Here is a 15,664-nt window from a genome sequence, read left to right as displayed (position 1 = left end):
TCATGTCAGAACGAAAAAACATCTTCCGTCAGGTTTCGCTTGATCGGCTGTCCTCGCCGGAACAACTGGATCGACTGGTGCATGTCATCACTCCGCGCGGATGGTTGCTGTGGGCACCGCTCGCCGGACTCGTATTCGGTGCCCTGGTGTGGGGCTTCCTCGGCTCGGTGCCGACGGTGGTCTCGGGCCGCGCCATTCTGCTTCAGCGGGGCGGCCTGGCCGAGGTCAGTTCGGCGGCCCAGGGGCGAGTCATGGATCTGCTGGTCAGCATCGGCGGCCATGTGAATCGCGGCCAGACCATCGCGCGCATATCCCAGCCGGAGCTGACTGAAAGGCAACGCCAGGCGGCAGATCGACTGGCCGAACTACGGCGCCAAGAAGCGCGGATCAACGCGCTGCTCGAGCAAGGCGAAAACATCAGCGAGGCATCGATCAAGCAACAGCAGACGATGTTTAACCAGCAGCAAAAAGCCGCCGAGGAGCGTAGCCGCCTTCTGGGCGAACGAGTCGCCGCGCAGACCATCCTGCTCGAACAGGGACTGATTACGCGCCAGACATTGCTCGCCACCCAGATGGAGCTTACCAGCGCCCGACTTGAGTCCGAGAACATTCGCGTTCAGACAAGGCAACTGGCGCTCAAGCAACTGGATACTAGAAAACAGGCCGAGGCCGAATTAAGCCAGATCAAGTCGCAGGTCGCCGAGGCGCAACGTGCGGTCGAAGGTCTGGCGCAGACCGAACGCCTGACGACCCTCGTCGAAAGCCCGTATGCCGGGCGGGTTGTCGAGGTACGCGTGGCGCCAGGCGCGCTGGTTTCACCTGGCACGCCCCTGGTAACGGTCGAGCCGGAGGGCGAAGTCGCCGACGGGCTGGAGGTGGCGATCTATCTTGCCGCCAGCGATGGCAAGAAGGTCAGCAAGGGAATGGCGGTGCATGTAGTGCCGGCCAATGTGCGACGTGAGGAATACGGTTATCTGATCGGCGAGGTGATTTATGTCTCAGACTATCCAGCCACGCAGCAAAGCATGCGCAGTACATTGCAGAACGAAGAACTGGTCCGTGAACTTTCAGGCAGTTTGTCGCCCATCGAACTTCGCGCGAAACTGATTCGCGCCGCTACCCTCAGCGGCTACCAGTGGTCTTCGCAACAGGGGCCCCCGGTGAAGATTTCTGCCGGTACTCCAGCGCAGGCCGAGATCGTTGTCCGACGGCAACCACCTATTTCCTTGCTCATTCCGGCGTTGCGCAATGCCCTGGGGGGGCTGTAGATGGATCAGGCCGTCACCTCGGCACCGGAGGGTTTTCGTCTGCGTCAGGTCAAGACGCCGGTTATACTGCAAATGGAGGCCGTGGAATGCGGCGCGGCGGCTCTGGCCAGCATTCTGGCCTATTACGGGTGCTGGGTACCCCTCAATGAGCTGCGTCTCGAGTGCGGTGTTTCGCGCGATGGCAGCAAGGCCAGCAACATCATCAAGGCGGCCAGGGCCTACGGCTTGAACGCCCGCGGCTTCCGCAAGGAGCTGGCCGCTCTGTCGGATTTGCCCTTGCCGATGATCGTATTCTGGAACTTCAATCACTTCCTGGTCGTCGAGGGGTTCTCTGCTGAGGGGGTGTCTCTCAATGACCCTGCCGGCGGATGCCGGATTGCCTCCTGGGAGGAGTTCGACCAGTCGTTCACCGGCGTTGCCCTGACCTTCGAGACGACCCCGGAGTTCCGTCCACAGGGCGAACCGCCCAGTGTCGTCAAGGCCTTGCTGGCCAGGGTCTCCGGCTACAAGTCGGCATTTTCTTTCGTCTCCCTGGTCGGCCTGACCCTGGTCATTCCCGGACTGGCCATCCCGGCCTTCTCCAGAATCTTCGTTGATGATTTCATGATCGGCGGACAGCACTCGTGGCTGTTGCCTGTCGTTGTGGGCATGCTTGTCACTGCCCTGCTGCGCGGCGGACTGCTGGCCATCGAGAAGCATTTTCTGCTGCGCATGGAGTCATCAATCGCCGTAGCGACCGCGAGCAAGCTGTTCTGGCATATGTTGCACCTGCCCATCGAGTTTTATACCCAGCGCTATGCCGGTGAGATCGGATCGCGCCTGACCATCAGCGATCGCGTCGCCCAGATGGTCTCAAGCGGGCTTCCGGCCGCTGGCCTCAATCTGTTCACTGCCCTGTTCTTTCTGGCGGTCATGTTCAGCTATGACATCGTGCTGTCGCTGGTCAGTTTATTCTTTGCCGTGGCCAATATCGGGCTGCTGCAATCGGTGGCCGGTCGGCGCAAGGCCGCGAATCAACGGCTGGCGATCGATGGCGGGAAGGTTGTCGGGACCTCGATGAACGGCCTGATGTTGATGGAAACCATCAAGGCCTCCGGTGCGGAATCCGATTTTTTCGAGAAGTGGGCGGGTTACCAGGCACGCTGGCTGATGTCGACCCAGGAACAGGCACGCTCATCCTTGCTGCTGAATACGCTGCCGATGACCCTGGCGGCAGTCGAGGCTTCGCTGATCGTCGGTCTCGGTGGCTTGCGGGTGATGGACGGGGCGATGAGCGTTGGCATGCTGGTGGCCTTTCAGAGCCTGGCCCAGAGTTTTTCCGGACCGGTACAGTCGCTGGTCAACCTGGGCGCACAGATCCAGCAGCTTCAGGGCGACATGGACCGCCTTGACGATGTCCAGCGCGTCACCCCGGAAACCGCTAGCGGCTTGTCAGCGCCCTCGGCTCTGCCACAAGGCAACGCCAGGCTCCAGGGCCGCATCGAGCTGCGCGGCGTGACCTTCGGTTACAACCGGGCCGCAGCACCGCTGATCAGCAGCTTTTCCCTCACCGTAGAGCCGGGACAACGCATTGCCCTGGTCGGCCCCTCGGGGTGCGGGAAGTCGACCGTATCGCGACTGTTGATGGGCATTTATCAACCCTGGTCCGGCGAGGTGCTGCTCGATGGTAAGCCCCGGCAGTCCTGGGACCGCGATCTGCTGGCTCTGTCCCTGGCGGTTGTTGACCAGGAGATCGTGTTGTTCGAGGGGAGCATTCGCGACAATCTCACCCTCTGGGATGGAACGGTCTCCGATTCGGCCTTGGTACGGGCGGCTACCGACGCCTGCATGCATGAAGCCATAGTGAACCGGCCCGGAGGTTACGATGGGCAGGTCGACCAGGGGGGGCGAAATTTCAGTGGTGGACAGTGCCAACGACTCGAACTTGCACGCGCGCTGGTCAATGACCCGCGCATGCTGGTGCTTGACGAGGCGACCAGCGCGCTCGACCCCGTGGTCGAGATGGAGATCGATCTGAATCTGCGGCGACGCGGATGCACCTGTGTTATTGTCGCCCACCGTCTGAGTACCGTACGCGACTGCGACCGAATCTACGTTCTGCAGGAAGGTAGGATCGTCGAGGCCGGAACGCATGACGAACTGCTCGCCATACCGGAGGGTAATTACCGGCGTCTGGCGGTGGCCGAATGACTCGGGACAGCAACTGGACATCGTGGCTGGCGGCACAGGAATCGATCGCCGTGCCGGCAGTGGATTTTTTTCGTGAAGGCTCGCCTCGTGCCGCCCTGGTTATCGAGGGGGCGGTTGATCTGTTCCTGACCGAGATCAAGCAGACGGAAACCGCCCAGGCTTTGCGGGCGGTATACCGGATTACTGCGGGCAACTTCCTGGTCTGGAGCGAACTGCCGGAACAACTTGCGGCTTACCAGGTGCGCTTTGTAGCGCTGCCGGGAACCCGCTTGCTGCCGCTTGACTCGCTGATGTCCGGTGCCCCGCTGCCACCTGGAGATGAACTGGAAGTGAGTGTCGCCGAATGGATCGGTGGCTTGGTGCGCGCCGGACGATCCGGTCTGGTGCCTTCGCAGTACAGGGAACCCGAGCCGACAGAGCCCTTCCCGTTCGGCAATGCCGAGGTGTGCGCGGTAGCGTCCGCAATGCGCTGGGTGGAAATCATTGAAGGCCAAGTCACCCTGATGGGCAACGAGGAGCTGCTTTTCCAGGCAGGATCGGTGGTTTGCCTGCATGCCGACGCCTGGATTGCCGGCTGCGGTGAAGCGCGGCTGCAGGTGCTCGATTTCAGACAGATCATCATCGACCGGCGCCTGCTGTCGTCGCTGGTAAATATGCAGACGGTATTGATGCAGGCGTTTATCGTGAAACTCGGCGCCGACGACGTGGCCGATGCACAACGCCTGCAAGCCAGGCGCGAAGAGATGGGACGGCAGATGGAGGGCGGGTTGCGTCGGCTTGCTGGCCTCCTCGATCCCGGATTGCCCGAAGCCACCTGGCAGGGTGGCATTGATCCCGTGCTGTCCGCCTGCCGGATCGTCGGCGCCGCACTGGACATCAGCTTCCCTGACCTGCCGTCGAACGCCTTGCACCTGCCCGCTGACGAGCGCCTGGCGGTCCTCGCGGATATGGCGCGCGTGCAGAAACGCCGGGTGGCCTTGCGTGGGTGCTGGTGGGCGGAGGATGCCGGCCCGATGGTCGGCTTTACCATGGAAAGCGGAGAACCCGTCGCCCTGTTGCCGGACCGGGCAGGCGGCTATAGCGCGGTCTCCCCGCACACCGGGGAGCAGCAGAAAGTGGATTCGGTGCTGGCCGCAACGCTTGCCCATTTTGCCTACGGTTTCTTCCGCAGTCTGCCGGCCAGGCCCATCGCCATTATTGACCTGGTTCGCCTTGGCCTCAGCGGTCGCCGCCGGGAAGCGGGAATGGTCCTGTCCATGGCCATGCTTCTGGGCATCCTCGGCACCCTGGCCCCGCTGGCCATGGGCTATCTGTTCGACCATGTGATACCGGAGGCGAACCGGAACCAGCTCCTGCAAATGGTGATTGCCCTCCTTGGAGCGGCGTTTGCCGCTTTGCTCTTCTCATTGTTTCGCTCCGAAGTCCTGCTGCGCCTGGAAACCAGTACCGAGTCGGCGCTCCAGGCAGCGATCTGGGACCGGGTATTGAAACTTCCAGTCCGCTTTTTCCGGAATTACTCCGCAGGCGATCTCGAGCAGCGCATCAACGCCGTTAACCTCATCTACCAGCACCTCTCGGGAACAACGATCAGTGGTCTTCTCGGTGGCCTGTTCTCATTCCTGAATCTCGCCCTGCTCTTCTATCTCTCGCCAATGCTCGCGCTAGTCGCGCTTGGCCTGGTGGTCGTCGCGATCGCCGGCAATGGAATTCTGGCTTACCTCATTCTGCGCAAGGAGCGTCAGAACGTCGCACTGCAGGGCAAACTCAGCAGCCGCGTACTCGACTATCTCAATGGCATCGCCAAGCTGCGCGTCGCTGCGGCTGAAGGACGGGCATTCGCCCGCTGGGCGGAGACCTTTGCCCAAGAAAAATCCTTGCACATCGACGCCCAGATTTTGCGCAATGCCGCAGACGTTTTCGTCTCGACATTTTCGGTCATCGCCAGTGCCGTAATTTTTTACCTGGTAGCGCAACCGCTCGCGGGAGGAAATTCAGCCGGCGCCGGCAACCTGCTCAGTACCGGTACCTTTGTTGCCTTCACGGGAACGTTTGCCAATTTCTTTCTGCAATTCATCGGCTTCAGCAACACATTGCTTTCGCTTCTGCACCTCCTGCCCCAACTGGAACGCGCCCGGCCTATCCTGGAAGCCCAGCCGGAAGCCGATCCGGTCAGAACGCGGGTGCATGAACTGAGAGGAAACATTTCAGCATCCAATCTGGTCTTTCGCTACCGGCAGGACGGCCCACCCATTCTCGACGGCGTCTCGTTTTCCGCCAGGGAAGGCGAGTTCCTGGCCGTAGTCGGACCTTCGGGTTCCGGGAAGTCGACGCTGATGCGCCTGTTGCTGGGCTTTGAGCGCGCCGAGTCCGGCTCGATCTACTTCGATGGCAAGGATCTGGAAGACCTGGATTTGCAATCGTTAAGGAAGCACATGGGGGTAGTGCTTCAATCCGGGCAACTGATGCCTGGCGACATCTACACCAACATTGTCGGAGCCCTCAACCTGACTGTCGATGACGCCTGGGTGGCTGCGCGCCTGTGTGGGCTGGATGCCGATATTGAAGCCATGCCGATGGGCATGCACACCATGCTGGCCGAGGGCGCTTCAACCTTCTCCGGCGGCCAGAAGCAGCGCATCATGATCGCCCGCGCCATTGTCAGACACCCCCGCGTGTTGCTGTTCGATGAAGCCACCAGCGCGCTGGACAACCGTACCCAGGCCCTGGTGAGTCATTCGGTGGAACGTTTGAAGGCGACCCGCATCGTTATCGCCCACCGTTTGAGTACGATCATCAATGCCGATCGAATACTCGTGATGGACCGTGGCCGGATTGTTCAGTCCGGTACCTACAGCGAACTAATGGAACAGCCCGGGCTTTTCCGCGAACTGGCGGAACGGCAATTGGCATGATGACCGGGCGGGAATCGGGTTGAGTAAGTAACGGAGAGCCGTATTCCGTATTTTATATGCAGAGGTCATTTCGCATTGCCGCATTTAGCGGCGATTCATGACGAGCTTTTTGTTTGTTTATTGTCTGAGTTCGAGCCCATTGCAGTCACACATTCCGCGCGAAAGGGGAAGGTCAGCTGTTCGTCTCCACCGCCTTGGAGGAGGCGGCATTGTGCAGACAATCGCATGGACGTTGATGCCATCAACGTGCCTATCATCCCATGACGATAGCCTGTGGAGCCACTCGTCTGTAGACGGTCTGCCATGGCAAGACCGCCCGACAATGAATTTACAGACCCCAAGCTGTCGGAATCCGGGGTAGCCTTGTCGTGCAGTAACATTGTCGATATTTTTTACACTTCGATTCTCCTTTGTCACCACTCGTCTCTAACCGTTTGTTTGTTTAAGAATTTCTTTTTAGGCATGTTTCGTGCTGAGCATGCGTCGTTCGAGCATTTCTGGATTAAGGGATTGTTGCGGAAGCTGAATGTTTCTCCTGCTGAATAATCGTAAATAGATCGAAGAAGGGGCTTTCTTATGAAGATTTTGAAGAATCTCGTCACCAAATTCACTGCTCTCTTCGCCATGTCAGTGGCGATGGACCCACAAGCTCAAGCGATCGCTTTCAACTTTGGCTGGCAAGGGAATGCTGGCTAGCTGGTCAAGACGGAAAGCAAAGTAGGATCAACCTGACAAATACAGAGAGCAACCCGCATCAGCAGGTTTCAGTTTTGGACGGAATGTCTGCAGTTGGCCGAACTGGAACAGCTTATAGAGTATCCCTGCAACATTATGCATCGCACAAGCGCAAATAAATCACCGATTCTGATTGCCCATTTAATCCTACGCCACTCTTTGTCTGCAAAGAAGTACGCGCTCCAGATCGTCTGATAGCATTATTTGAGGCTGCGAAAGCCACCAATCCAAGGCCTCGCATCCCAATTCAGACGGTCAGGAGTACGGCTTTTCTCTTCGCCGCCTATGACGTCTTGCCGAGATTCTTGCCATGTACCCACAGGACATCACCACGAGCACCGGCCTTGTTCAGGGCGCGGCCGAGTACGAACAGCAGATCGGACAGGCGATTGAGGTATTTGCGGGCAAAGTCGGAAACGTTTTCATGGTTCGAGAGGTGTACTACGCGACGTTCGGCACGGCGACAGATCGTGCGTGAGAGGTGTGCTAGGGCCGCCGCGGGGGTCCCGCCAGGCAGGATGAACTCCTTGAGCGGGCTGAGATTTTTGTTGAATTGTTTGACCAGTTCTTCAAGGCGAACGATGTGTGCCTCGCCGATGATTTTCGAGTCGGGTATGCAGAGTTCGCCGCCGAGGTCGAACAGATCGTGCTGGACACCGAGCAGAGCGTCGCGGATGGCTTCCGGAACTTGTTCGGTGAGCAGGACGCCCAGGCTTGAGTTGAGTTCATCAACATCACCCATGGCCTCGATGCGCAAGCAGTCCTTGGCGACCCTTGACCCATCGCCAAGGCCTGTGGTGCCGGCATCGCCGGTGCGGGTGACGATTTTAGAGAGGCGGTTGCCCATGAATGGTTTCCTGTTGAGTAATGAAGGTGAGTGCTTGATTATATCTGAAGACTTTTGCAAGCTTTGCTTTGCTGTAAAGCCGGTATGTGTTGGCGGACCCAGTGCATGGTGAGCCGTGATCAATTTCAAGGCGCGATCTACATACAGGATGCAAAACCACCCGGCGTCTGCACGGCAGGTTCGCAGTTCAGGAAGAAGGTGAAACAGATTTTAACCTGCACGGTTAAATGCAAACGTCACACACAGTGTAGTGGCGAGGGCCAAACGTGATATTCTCGATTCTCCATGGAGATTCAGTGTAATGCCTTTAATCATTGATGCCTGCGTTGCCCAGCATCAGGGTGACCGCAAGGAACAGCAGGATCGTGTTGCCCTTTTTCCCCATCCCAGGGGTGGTGGGGTTGCGCTCGCCGTCGTTGCCGATGGCATGGGCGGACATACCGGCGGGGTGCTGGCGGCGCAGCAGGTGATTCACACGGCCTGCAACAATCTTGAGCAGTTCTCGGCGCGTAGCGAGTCGCCACAGATCATGCTGGAATCGAGTCTCCAAGAGGCGCACATGCTGATCAAGGCATCGCGTTTCATCAACGAGAAGGATCCGCACAGTACGGCCGTGATCCTGATCCTGCAGCCGGGCAAGGTGAGCTGGGCACACTGCGGTGACAGCCGTCTCTACCAGTTCCGTGGTGACCAGCCTTTTTTTCGCACGACCGACCATTCTTACGTTGAACAACTGGTGGCCAAGGGAAAAATCACGCCGGAACAGGCGCTGGTTCATCCCAATCGCAACATCCTGATCACTTCACTCGGCGGCAACGAAGTACCCCGAATCGATTTTGGTGAAGCAGAAGACCTGCAGGCCGGCGATTCTTTTCTTTTGTGCTCTGACGGTCTCTGGGGATACTTCAGTGATGCCGAACTGGCCGGCGTGATCGCCGCCTATTCTGCACGTGAAGCCTCGGAAATGCTGATTAGTCGGGCGCGTACGCGAGCTCAGGGTGAGGGCGACAATGTTTCGCTGGCTATCCTGAAACTCGTCGATGCGCCGGCAAAAAAGCCGGCAAACTAATCGCCGATGGCGGGAAGCTAGACCTTTTTCCGACCCAGACCGCCAAGTAGCGCCGCGACCAGCCGGCGTGGCTTGTGCGGATGCTCCATGTGGGCAACAATCTGCGCGGTTTCGGCGTCGGCAGGTGCAGCCATCGGCTGCGGTTCGGCGCTCTCATACGGCTTGCTGAAATCGAAACCGTCGGCAGCGATCTGAGTTCTGCGCCGGCTGCTGACCGGAGTGCTTCCCGAGGAATGCTCACGGCGTGGCCTGGCCACCGGGGCGGCTACCGCCGACGGTGCCGGCGGGCGACGGTGATGCGCTTTCCGGCCCGTGGGCGGATATTCGTAATCGTATTCCGGATCGAAACCTGGAACGATGACCTGCTCGACCTTTATCTTGATCAGTTTTTCAATGTCGACCAGATACTGGACTTCGTGGGCCGAAACCAGAGAAATCGCCGTGCCCTGCTTGCCGGCACGACCGGTACGGCCAATGCGGTGGATGTAGTCTTCCGGTGTATGCGGAAGCTCGAAGTTGATGACGTGCGGCAGATCGTCAATATCCAGGCCGCGTGCCGCAACGTCGGTGGCCACCAGCACCAGCACCGTGCCATCCTTGAAAGCTTCGAGGGCTTTCAGTCGATCCTGCTGGCTCTTGTCGCCATGAATCGAATCGGCGGCAATTCCGGCACGCTGCAGTTCCCGGGCGAGCTTGTTGGTTTCGATCTTGGTGCGGGTAAACACCAGAACCTGATTGAATTCCGATGACCTGAGCAATTTGACCAGCAGCGCCCGCTTGGCGTCAGCCGCCACCGGGTGCACGCGGTGCGTGATGGTGTCGACTACTGTGTTGCGCTTGGCCACTTCGATCAGCACCGGCGACTTGAGCATTTTGTCGGCCAGCTTCTTGATCTCTTCCGAGAAAGTTGCCGAGAAAAGCAGGCTCTGCCGCTGCTGTGGCAGCAGGTTGATGATGCGGGTGACATCCGGGACAAAGCCCATGTCCAGCATGCGGTCGGCTTCGTCGAGCACGAGCGCCTGCACACTGCCGAAGTTGAGACATTTCTGTTCAACGAGGTCGAGCAAGCGCCCTGGGGTAGCCACCAGCACCTCGACACCGAGGCGGATCTCGGCGATCTGCGGCTTGATATCGACGCCGCCGTAAGTGCATAGGCTCCTGATCGGAATGTATTTGCTGTAGGTCTTGACCGACTCATAGACCTGGATCGCCAGTTCGCGGGTCGGCGCCAGCATCAGAACGCGTACCGGGTGGCGAGCGGGTGACGGGCTCGGGCTGGCAAAAGGCAGGATGCGCTGAAGCAGCGGCAGGGTGAACGCAGCGGTTTTGCCGGTACCCGTCTGGGCACCGCCCATCAGGTCGTTACCGGCAAGAACAATCGGAATAGCTTGCGCCTGAATCGGCGTTGGATCCGTGTAACCCTGTTCGGAAATGGCTCTTAGCAGCTCAGGCGCGAGGCCGAGTTCGTCAAAACGCATCGGCAGCGCCTATAAATAAATCTGGAATCAATGGCATAGGGCTGGGATTATACACGAACTGTGTGCTCTTCAGAGCGCCGAACAAGGTCTGGGACAGGGTAATCGCTGTAAATTCCAGTCCACACAATCGTCGATCCAGCGTAACCGGCACACGATCACCCTGCCGTTACGCGCTCTCATGAGTGATTGGTTCGAGTCAGCCCTTGAGCCAAGCTGCGGCGTCCAGGGCGAAATAGGTCAGGATGCCATCCGCTCCCGCCCGCTTGAAGGCGAGCAGACTCTCCAGCACGCAGGATTTTTCGTCCAGCCAGCCGTTCTGTGCGGCCGCCTTGAGCATGGCGTACTCGCCGCTGACCTGATAGACATAGGTCGGCACCTTGAACTCGTCCTTGACGCGGCGGACGATGTCAAGGTAAGGCATGCCCGGCTTGACCATCACCATGTCGGCGCCTTCCGCAAGGTCGAGTGCCACTTCGCGCAAAGCTTCGTCGCTGTTCGCCGGGTCCATCTGGTAAGTGGTCTTGTTGCCCTTGCCGAGGCTGGTGGCCGAGCCGACGGCATCACGGAATGGCCCGTAGAAGCTTGAGGCGTACTTGGCCGAATAGGCCAGAATACGCGTATGAATCTGCTTTGCAGCATCCAGTTCGGCCCGGATACGCGCCACGCGACCGTCCATCATGTCCGAGGGGGCGACCACATCGGCACCGGCCAGTGAGTGGGTGAGCGCCTGTTTGGCCAGCACGTCGAGCGTCTCGTCGTTGAGCACGTAGCCCTGCGGGTCGTCGGCATCGATCAGGCCGTCCTGGCCGTGGCTGGTGTAGGGGTCGAGCGCCACGTCGGTAATGATTCCCAGTTCTGGAAACTCTTGCTTCAGTGCCGCCACCACGCGTGGCACGAGGCCATCCGGGTTCCAGGCCTCTTCGGCACCCGGCGTTTTCAAGCCTGTATCAATCACCGGAAACAGCGCCAGCGCAGGAACGCCCAGCCCGAGCGCCCGTTCGGCAGTCCTTAGCAGACGGTCAAGGCTCTGCCGCTCGACGCCGGGCATCGAGGCAACCGCCTCGGCACGCCTGCTGCCCTCAAGGACAAATACCGGGTAGATGAAATCGTCGGCCTTCAGCGCCGACTCGCGCATCAGGCGGCGGGAAAAATCGTCACGGCGCATGCGGCGCATGCGCACAGCAGGGAATCTGGCATTGAAACTCATGGCGCTCACGTCACTTTCGTATCTGAACTGAAAAAAATTCCGCAATCGGGAACTAATCAATACACGTTCAACTCTTAATCAACAGATGGCTCACGCCGTCTCCCGCTTCATCTCCCTGAGCGGGTGCCTTACATCTAGGTGAGGCATTTCGCCCCCGGTCATCCCTTTGCCGGGGGCTTTTTATTTTCTGCGCTTTTTACCCCGCCTTGCGCCGTTCTTGCACTCCAGCCCATGGCCTTTCGGTTCTTCGGCCTTGCGACTTTCTCGGAACGCAAGCCGACTGGTGGCAATGCGACCTGTTTTGACTCCATGCCGAGCCAGCCACCCAGAACCGCCTCGGCCTCGGCAACACCCCTTTTTTTCAGGCTGGAGAACAGTTGCAGCGTACAGTGATCGCCTATTTTAGTCAGTACCGTCTGTACCTCGCGTAGAGCCTGCGTCTGCTCCTGACGGCTCAGCTTGTCCGCCTTGGAGAGCAGGATATGCATCGGCTTGCCAGTCTGCGCAAACCAGTCAAGCATCTGAAAATCAAGCTCGGTTAAAAGATGCCGGCTATCCATGATCAGTACCAGACCGACCAGTGGCTCGCGATAGCGCAGATAGGGCGCCAGCAAACCTTCCCATTGGGAACGGATTTCCTCCGGTGCTTTGGCAAACCCGTAGCCAGGCAAATCAACTAGGTATCTCCCCTCGTCGAGAGTGAAATAATTGAGGTGCTGCGTCCGCCCCGGTGTCTTGGAAACAAAGGCAAGGCGCGTGTGATTGGCCAGCGTGTTGATGGCCGATGACTTTCCGGCGTTCGAGCGACCGGCAAAAGCGATCTCACGCTGAGAGTCGGGAGGCAAATCACTTAAATTGGCGACGGTAGTGAAAAAAACCGCCTTCTGAAAAAGAGGCATTGGCAAACCGAAGAGGTTGGGGGCTAGGTAAACAAGTCCTGAATTGCGATAGAATATCAGGTTTGGAAATATGCTTCGCTGAACTCGGATTCATCAAAAGGAGTTTGTACATGATTCGCACCACAGCACTCGCGGTTCTCATGACCGTCGGCTTCTCCGTAAACGCGGCAGAAGAAATGAAAATCAAACCAGATCTTGCAAAAGCCAAGAAGACCGCTGAAACCGTATGCATAGCCTGTCATGGTGCGGACGGCAACAGCCCGACGTCGGCCAACCCGATTCTTGCGGGTCAGGGTTCGGAGTATCTGTTCAAGCAATTGATGAACTTCAAGTCCGTTGACGGCAAACCGGCTTTACGCAACAACGCCATCATGGGCGGCATGACAGCTGCATTGAGCACCGAAGACATGCAGGGCCTTGCGCTCTACTTCTCGCAGCAGAAGCAGAAACCGTCGACCGCGACTGACGAAAAGCTGGTTGCGGCAGGCCAGAGCCTCTGGCGCAAGGGCGACTTTGAGCGTGGCATTCCTGCCTGTGCCGGTTGTCACGGACCAGCGGGAGCCGGCGTTCCGGCGCAGTTCCCGAGCCTCGCCGGACAATACGCAGACTACACTGAAGCCCAGTTGAAAAATTTCCGCAGCGAAGAACGCGCAAATGATCCGGAAAAAATGATGCGCAGCATTGCCGAAAAACTCTCGGACAAGCATATCAAGGCACTTGCAGAGTACACTGCCGGCCTGCGCTGATGAGAACCAGAATAAAAATCCGCCACAGGATTGAACCTCGTCATCCCCACCTTACAAGGAGGCCCCATGAAAACATTAAAACAGCTCGTTGAGGGCAAGGAACTCAACACCGTCTCTCCCAAACAATCTGTGCTTCATGCACTCAAAATCATGGCTGAATATGATGTCGGGGCACTGGTTGTCCTTGATGGACAGCGTCTAGCCGGCATGTTCTCGGAGCGCGACTATGCGCGCAAGGTGATTTTGCAGGGTAAGGTCTCGGTGTATACCAAAGTCAGCGAAGTCATGACCGACAAGGTCGTTTCGGTGACGATGGATCACACGATAGAACAATGCATGGCGATCATGTCAGAAAATAACTTCCGTCACTTGCCGGTTCTCGACGAGAAAGGTCTTGCCGTGGGCATCATTTCTATTCGTGACATACTCAACGAAATGGTCAGCCAGCAGAAGTTCATCATCGGCCAACTGGAAAATTACATCGCCAGTTGATTGGCAATCGACGAAAAGCAGGTTTAAGCTGCTTTTATTTCAGCCGCAGAGAAAAACCGGATCGAATAAGGCCACTCGCTCGCTCCAGCTTTTCTGCGTTCTTTTTCCTTTTGGCGATTACTTGATCTCCAGCAGGCTCTCGTCCCATTTATCATGCTTCTCCAGGCCGAGAAGGTTGGCCGTGGTCGCCGCAAGGTTGGACAGCCCGGCGGTCGGGGTCTGCTTGAGACCGAGTTTGCCACCTGAAACGTTGTCGTAAAGGATCAGCGGAACCGGATTCAGGGTGTGCGCGGTTTTTGCCTTGAACGAACCATCCTTGTTCTGCGACGGCTGTTTGGTCTTTTTGTCCAGTTCGTACATCTCGTCGGCGTTGCCGTGGTCGGCGGTAATCAGCGCGACACCGCCCATCGCGTCAATCACCGGAAGGATGCGCGCGAGTTGCAGATCGACGGCCTCGACCGACATTGTCGCCGCACGGAAATTCCCGGTGTGCCCGACCATGTCGCCATTGGCGAAATTGCAGCGCAGCGTCCGGTACTTGCCGCTGTTCAGTGCCTCGATCATGGCATCGGCAATTTCAGCGGCCTTCATCCACGGGCGCTGTTCAAACGGAACCACGTCGCTCGGCACTTCCTGATAGGTTTCGCCCTCGAACTTGCCGGAACGGTTGCCGTTCCAGAAGTAGGTCACGTGCCCGAATTTTTGCGTCTCTGAGCAGGCAAACTGGGTAATGCCGCCCTTGGAGAACCACTCGCCCGAAGTGTCAAGAATGGCCGGTGGATTGACCAGAAAACGCTTGGGCAGCTTGAGGTCGCCGTCGTACTGCAGCATGCCGGCGTAGGTCACCTTAGGCACACGCACGCGATCGAATTTACCGAAATTTTCTTCCTCGAATGCACGCGTGATTTCAATGGCACGGTCACCGCGGAAGTTGTAGAAGACCACGGAATCACCGTCCTCGACGGTCCCGACCGGCTTGCCGTCCCTGGCGATCACGAAAGGCGGAAGATCCTGGTCGATGGTTCCAGGGAACTTGATACGCAATTCCTTTACCGCCACCGAGGCGCTGGCGAACTGCTCGCCTTCGCCCAATACATGGGTGTGCCAGCCTTTATCGACCATGTTCCAGTTGGCGTCATAGCGATCCATGGTGATGTTCATGCGACCACCGCCCGAAGCAATCTGTGCATCGAAGCCGCCCGCATTCACCTCGGCGAGGAAAGCTTCGAAAGGCTCGACGTAGTCCAGCGCACTGGTCTCCGGCACATCGCGGCCGTCGAGCAGCGCGTGGATACGAACCGTCTTGACGCCCTCTTCCCTGGCGCGCAGCACCATCGCTTTCAGGTGATCAATGTGGCTATGCACGTTGCCGTCGGAGAACAGGCCGATGAAATGAATGACGCCCGGTTTTCCGTTGGCGCCGGCCTTGGCGCCTGCAACGATCTGCTGCCAGGCCTCACCCTGCCAGATGGCGCCGGTCGCAATGGCGTCGGCGACCAGCGATGCGCCCTGGCTGTAAACCTGGCCGGCGCCAATGGCGTTATGGCCAACCTCGGAGTTGCCCATATCATCGTCAGACGGCATGCCGACCGCCGTTCCGTGTGCACGCAGTGCGATATTCGGATAGCTGGCGAACAGCCGGTCGAGGGTAGGCTTCCTCGCCGCAGCGATAGCGCTGCCCGCTTCGGACTTTGGAATACCGTAGCCGTCCATGATAATCGTGACTACCGGGCCTTTGATTCCGGCGAAAGAGGCAAGTTTTTTCAGCATGATATGTTCCTGCAAGGAATTGGAAAATCAGAAAAGAAGCGGGGAGAACGG

General features: G+C 58.4%; 11 protein-coding genes. 6 read left to right on the top strand and 5 right to left on the bottom strand.

What is annotated here, in order from left to right; translation table 11 throughout:
- The first annotated feature begins 2 nt into the window (after positions 1-2).
- From JNM42_RS00140 to JNM42_RS00130, 3 genes are read left to right on the top strand one after another with little or no spacing between them, the layout of a single operon-like run.
- The gene (locus JNM42_RS00140; protein ID WP_294264303.1) at positions 3-1,268 is read left to right on the top strand and encodes an NHLP bacteriocin system secretion protein; all 1,266 of its coding nucleotides are present in this window, start codon (positions 3-5) and stop codon (positions 1,266-1,268) included.
- Positions 1,269-3,458: an NHLP family bacteriocin export ABC transporter peptidase/permease/ATPase subunit gene (locus JNM42_RS00135; protein WP_294264300.1), complete on the top strand. Its 2,190-nt coding sequence runs from the start codon at positions 1,269-1,271 to the stop codon at positions 3,456-3,458.
- The gene (locus JNM42_RS00130) at positions 3,455-6,370 is read left to right on the top strand and encodes an NHLP bacteriocin export ABC transporter permease/ATPase subunit (RefSeq protein WP_294264297.1); all 2,916 of its coding nucleotides are present in this window, start codon (positions 3,455-3,457) and stop codon (positions 6,368-6,370) included. Before JNM42_RS00135 ends, JNM42_RS00130 begins: the two co-directional genes overlap by 4 nt.
- A gap of 1,018 nt (positions 6,371-7,388) precedes the next feature.
- On the opposite strand, the gene JNM42_RS00125 is transcribed toward JNM42_RS00130, so the two are convergent.
- Positions 7,389-7,952, bottom strand: coding sequence for a cob(I)yrinic acid a,c-diamide adenosyltransferase (locus JNM42_RS00125; RefSeq protein ID WP_294264294.1), 564 nt, complete (start codon positions 7,950-7,952; stop codon positions 7,389-7,391).
- A 301-nt stretch (positions 7,953-8,253) separates the two neighbouring features.
- Between JNM42_RS00125 and JNM42_RS00120 the strand changes: the two genes are divergently transcribed.
- Entirely contained in the window at positions 8,254-9,021 is a 768-nt protein-coding gene (locus tag JNM42_RS00120; protein WP_294264291.1) for a protein phosphatase 2C domain-containing protein, read from the top strand.
- A 17-nt stretch (positions 9,022-9,038) separates the two neighbouring features.
- Here the strand turns inward: JNM42_RS00120 and JNM42_RS00115 are convergent, their stop codons facing one another.
- From JNM42_RS00115 to yihA, 3 genes are all read right to left on the bottom strand, one after another.
- A complete protein-coding gene (locus tag JNM42_RS00115; RefSeq protein WP_294264287.1) occupies positions 9,039-10,499 on the bottom strand; it encodes a DEAD/DEAH box helicase in 1,461 nt (486 codons plus the stop codon).
- A 196-nt stretch (positions 10,500-10,695) separates the two neighbouring features.
- Positions 10,696-11,706, bottom strand: a complete 1,011-nt coding sequence (hemB, locus tag JNM42_RS00110) for a porphobilinogen synthase (protein WP_294264285.1) — start codon at positions 11,704-11,706, stop codon at positions 10,696-10,698.
- A gap of 158 nt (positions 11,707-11,864) precedes the next feature.
- Positions 11,865-12,605 carry a ribosome biogenesis GTP-binding protein YihA/YsxC gene (gene yihA, locus JNM42_RS00105; protein WP_294264282.1) on the bottom strand — a complete coding sequence of 247 codons (741 nt, stop codon included), beginning with the start codon at positions 12,603-12,605 and terminating at the stop codon, positions 11,865-11,867.
- Between yihA and JNM42_RS00100 the strand changes: the two genes are divergently transcribed.
- Positions 12,605-13,351 (top strand): c-type cytochrome, encoded by a 747-nt coding sequence (locus JNM42_RS00100; protein ID WP_366504385.1) that lies wholly within the window; start codon positions 12,605-12,607, stop codon positions 13,349-13,351. The two genes, yihA and JNM42_RS00100, sit on opposite strands and share 1 nt — an antisense overlap.
- 66 nt (positions 13,352-13,417) lie before the next feature.
- On the top strand, positions 13,418-13,843 hold the full coding sequence (locus tag JNM42_RS00095; protein ID WP_294264279.1) for a CBS domain-containing protein: 426 nt from the start codon (positions 13,418-13,420) through the stop codon (positions 13,841-13,843).
- Between the two features lie 117 nt (positions 13,844-13,960).
- Here the strand turns inward: JNM42_RS00095 and gpmI are convergent, their stop codons facing one another.
- A complete protein-coding gene (gene gpmI, locus JNM42_RS00090; protein ID WP_294264277.1) occupies positions 13,961-15,613 on the bottom strand; it encodes a 2,3-bisphosphoglycerate-independent phosphoglycerate mutase in 1,653 nt (550 codons plus the stop codon).
- Positions 15,614-15,664 lie beyond the last annotated feature (51 nt).

It is taken from the genome of Propionivibrio sp., assembly GCF_016790145.1.
In the GTDB taxonomy this organism is placed as follows: domain Bacteria; phylum Pseudomonadota; class Gammaproteobacteria; order Burkholderiales; family Rhodocyclaceae; genus Propionivibrio.
The sequence above is the reverse complement of the archived record's forward strand: the minus strand, read 5'-3'. Positions and strand labels throughout refer to the sequence as shown.

Bases quoted from the DNA above. Each gene is read 5' to 3' on its own strand.
- JNM42_RS00140 (WP_294264303.1), top strand. From the start codon at position 3: ATGTCAGAACGAAAAAACATCTTCCGTCAGGTTTCGCTTGATCGGCTG.
- JNM42_RS00135 (WP_294264300.1), top strand. From the start codon at position 1,269: ATGGATCAGGCCGTCACCTCGGCACCGGAGGGTTTTCGTCTGCGTCAG.
- JNM42_RS00130 (WP_294264297.1), top strand. From the start codon at position 3,455: ATGACTCGGGACAGCAACTGGACATCGTGGCTGGCGGCACAGGAATCG.
- JNM42_RS00125 (WP_294264294.1), bottom strand. From the start codon at position 7,952: ATGGGCAACCGCCTCTCTAAAATCGTCACCCGCACCGGCGATGCCGGC.
- JNM42_RS00120 (WP_294264291.1), top strand. From the start codon at position 8,254: ATGCCTTTAATCATTGATGCCTGCGTTGCCCAGCATCAGGGTGACCGC.
- JNM42_RS00115 (WP_294264287.1), bottom strand. From the start codon at position 10,499: ATGCGTTTTGACGAACTCGGCCTCGCGCCTGAGCTGCTAAGAGCCATT.
- hemB (WP_294264285.1), bottom strand. From the start codon at position 11,706: ATGAGTTTCAATGCCAGATTCCCTGCTGTGCGCATGCGCCGCATGCGC.
- yihA (WP_294264282.1), bottom strand. From the start codon at position 12,605: ATGCCTCTTTTTCAGAAGGCGGTTTTTTTCACTACCGTCGCCAATTTA.
- JNM42_RS00095 (WP_294264279.1), top strand. From the start codon at position 13,418: ATGAAAACATTAAAACAGCTCGTTGAGGGCAAGGAACTCAACACCGTC.
- gpmI (WP_294264277.1), bottom strand. From the start codon at position 15,613: ATGCTGAAAAAACTTGCCTCTTTCGCCGGAATCAAAGGCCCGGTAGTC.